Genomic DNA, 3,349 nt, shown 5'->3' on the forward strand with positions numbered 1-3,349 from the left:
GCATGTTCCGCGTCCTTGCAATACTGTGTTTACATACAGTCTATCGCTTAGCGGAAAGTTCTTTTACCCTCAGCCGAAATGCCTGCCGTTGCTAGACATTGCCAGCCAGTGCCCGTCACTCCCACTCTATTGATGTGTGCTTAAAAAACAGGAGGGTTTAACTTGGTAAACTATACATACTCATTAGGAGTTTACCATGAGCAAGAAACAGAAGACTTACACCGCAGAATTTAAAGCTGAAGCCATAAAAGCCATTGAAGAGAACCAAGGTAATGTATCGGAATCCGCTAGACAACTTGGCATTTCAATGCAAACCCTTTCGAACTGGAATAACAAAGCAAAGGCTGGAACTTTAGCAGGCACAAAACAGTATTCGCCCGATCTAAACGCCTTACTCGAAGAAAATAAGAAGCTTAAACAACAGCTCAAAACAGCTGAAATGGAACGTGAATTTTTAAAAAAGGCAGCAGCGTACTTTGCCAAAGAAAGTCAGTGAGGTACGCCTATATGAAATCGCAAAGCCACTTATTTCCGATTATTTTAATGGCTCGATTACTTCGTGTATCCGTTTCTCGCTTTTATGATTGGCTAAAGCGAGGCATGAGTAAAAGATCAATTCAGCGAAATCAGCAGACAATTTTGGTCAAAATAGCCCATGAAGAAACCAAACAAAGCTATGGCTATGTTCGATTAACCAAGCATTTACAAGCGCAAGGTATCAAAATAAGTACGTATGCTGTGCGCCAAATAAAAAAATCAAATCAGTTGTATTGTAAGCGCCATAAGCGTTTCAAAAGAACCACGAACAGTGATCACAACCGTTCTATTTATGACAATTTACTCAAGCAACAGTTTTCAATGACGAAGCCTAATCTTGCGTGGTCGAGTGACATTACCTACATTTGGACGGCTGAGGGCTGGTTGTACTTGGCAGCTGTCAAAGATCTTTACACGAAACAGGTTGTTGGCTATAGCTTAAATGAGCGCATGACAGCCAAGCTTGTTTGTGATGCATTGAATATGGCTATTCGCAATCAGAAACCTGCTAAAGATCTCATTGTACATTCAGATAGAGGCAGCCAATATTGCAGTAATGAATATCGAAACTTACTTGAGAAATTTGATTTTCAGGGTTCAATGAGCAAAAAAGGCGACTGCTTTGATAATGCACCGATAGAGAGTTTCTGGGGCATACTCAAAAATGAACTAGTCCATCATCGCAACTACAAAACAAGGGAAGAAGCCAAAGCGGATATTACAAAATATATAGAGTTATTTTATAATCAGCGAAGAATTCAAAAAGGCTTGGATTTTAAGACACCAAATCAAATGGCAGAAGACTTTTATCGGTTAGCTGCCTAGAATCTCCCAAGTGAAAGTCTCCTGCTAATTCAGCACACATCACTGTTGATAAATTTTCTAAACAAAAAGGATCAAACTAATCTATAAGCTTTGTGGGTTAGAAAAAAAATAACTCACTTTGCATTGATCATATTTAAATTCTTGTTTTATCCATAGCACTAACCTATTAATTTTAAAAAATAATAGGTACTGGCTAAATAGCAAATCGATACATATCTTTTTCATAGAGGAAATATGATTTTAGTAAGTTCTTGTCTGGCTGGCTTAAAGGTACGTTATAACGGGACGCATAGCTTAAACGAAAAAATCGAAAAATTAGTCAAAGATGGAAAAGCTACTATGGTATGTCCAGAGATTCTTGGCGGTTTATCAACACCACGCGAACCTGCCGAGATTTCGGGAGGTAATGGCGATGATGTCTTAGATGGAAAAGCCTGTGTAATTGAAAAATCAGGAAAGGATGTGACTTCAATCTATATTGAAGGGGCATATAGAACTTTAAAAAAAGTTCAATTATTAAAAGCTACTCTGGTAGTGCTTAAAGAAAATAGCCCTTCATGTGGTAGTTCAATGATTTACGATGGTCAATTTAATGGGAATAAGATCTATGGCAATGGAGTTACCTCCGCTTTGCTTAAACGTCATAATATAAAAGTCATTTCAGAAGAAACTTTTTGGCAACTTTTACCCTAGTTCCTCCGCTTTTATTTAAAATCTTCATGCAACTCCAACCACGCCCCCCTTTGCAATATCAAGTCTCTTCGGTATTTAGAGATATAGTGAGGTAATAATCTAAGAAGCATATCCATTACTTCCACATCAGTTAAAAAGTAGTGGTTCAATTTTATGCTGTAATTCTTTAACAATTTTAGCAAGCTGATCATGTAAAACTAACCAACATTGCTCATGACCTTGCCCAATATATTCATCTATTATGAGTTGCAAAATGTCTTGATCTATCTGACTTAAGAATTCTAAAAACCATGTCGCAGCAACATCCTTGGCAACTATTGTTTTATGATCTAATGTATAAGCTATACGGCATAGCGCTAAAATTTGATTACATTCATCCTGATCGTCTTTCCAATGAGCAATAATTTGTGGATAAGTTTTTTGCATGGCAAATATTAATTGTTCATAGCTAATTGGATTTAACCAATCGCAAATATCAGGTCCAAAGATAGTAATGTTATGTAATTGGGCAGTTTTAAGTAAAATACTAATATCTGGATCAGATTGACTATAAAGTAATTCACCTTTGAGTAATTCTTCTCTCAACCACTCGCCATATTGTAGCTGATATGTATATGGATGATTTTTATTGGTAATACTCCCTTTTTCTAATATCGTAATTTCTAAGGCACGCGCTGTAGCATGACCAATCGGAACAGATATATTTAGAAAATTCTGCGCTAATTGTTTTCTTTCCTGATCGGTAATTTCACGTTCAATAATAACTAAAATATCAAGATCACTTTTATGTTTTAAACCACCATCAACATACGAACCATATAAATAAATAGCATAAAGCTTATCTTTAAAATTTTTTTGTAAAAGCTGTTTTACACTTTCAACTTGGCGACACTCTTCATCATTTAAGCTTTGCATATGATTTTTAATTTAAAAAAATAAGTAATGAATTCATAGAGCATTATACAGAATAAGTGTAAATAATTTAATCAATTAGTAAATAACATACTATTTTTACAATATATTTACTTTCAATATAGAGTTTAATACATAAAACTCTATCAATCAAAAAAAGCTTGAAACAACATCTGAATAGTAAGAGTCATTTCCTCCTCACTTAGAGATGGATCCGGAAATTTGAACAACTCCTATAAGTGATACTCTGCTCCTCAAATGATGTTATAAACATCAATATATGGAGTATTTTATGGCACGTAGACCAAGAAGAAATCATTCAAACGACTTTAAGGCTAAGGTAGCACTTGCTGCGATCAAAGCAGAAAAAACACTTGCTGAA

The 3,349-nt window shown here is 35.4% G+C and carries 3 protein-coding genes; 2 read left to right on the top strand and 1 reads right to left on the bottom strand.

Annotated elements, in window-relative coordinates; translation table 11 throughout:
• Positions 1–196: 196 nt before the first annotated feature.
• Both FTU79_RS16275 and FTU79_RS16280 read left to right on the top strand, forming a co-directional pair.
• Positions 197–1,362, top strand: a protein-coding gene (locus FTU79_RS16275) for an IS3 family transposase (protein ID WP_119285041.1) whose coding sequence is annotated in 2 segments (ribosomal slippage) — positions 197–455 and positions 455–1,362 — 1,167 coding nt in all. Because the reading frame shifts where the segments join, the coding sequence is not laid out codon by codon here.
• Between the two features lie 234 nt (positions 1,363–1,596).
• The gene (locus FTU79_RS16280) at positions 1,597–2,055 is read left to right on the top strand and encodes a DUF523 domain-containing protein (RefSeq protein WP_077170035.1); all 459 of its coding nucleotides are present in this window, start codon (positions 1,597–1,599) and stop codon (positions 2,053–2,055) included.
• A gap of 126 nt (positions 2,056–2,181) precedes the next feature.
• On the opposite strand, the gene FTU79_RS16285 is transcribed toward FTU79_RS16280, so the two are convergent.
• Positions 2,182–2,970 (bottom strand): aminoglycoside adenylyltransferase domain-containing protein, encoded by a 789-nt coding sequence (locus FTU79_RS16285; protein WP_038350081.1) that lies wholly within the window; start codon positions 2,968–2,970, stop codon positions 2,182–2,184.
• Positions 2,971–3,349: the final 379 nt, after the last annotated feature.

This window comes from Acinetobacter sp. YH12144, assembly GCF_013418345.1.
Lineage (GTDB): Bacteria > Pseudomonadota > Gammaproteobacteria > Pseudomonadales > Moraxellaceae > Acinetobacter > Acinetobacter amyesii.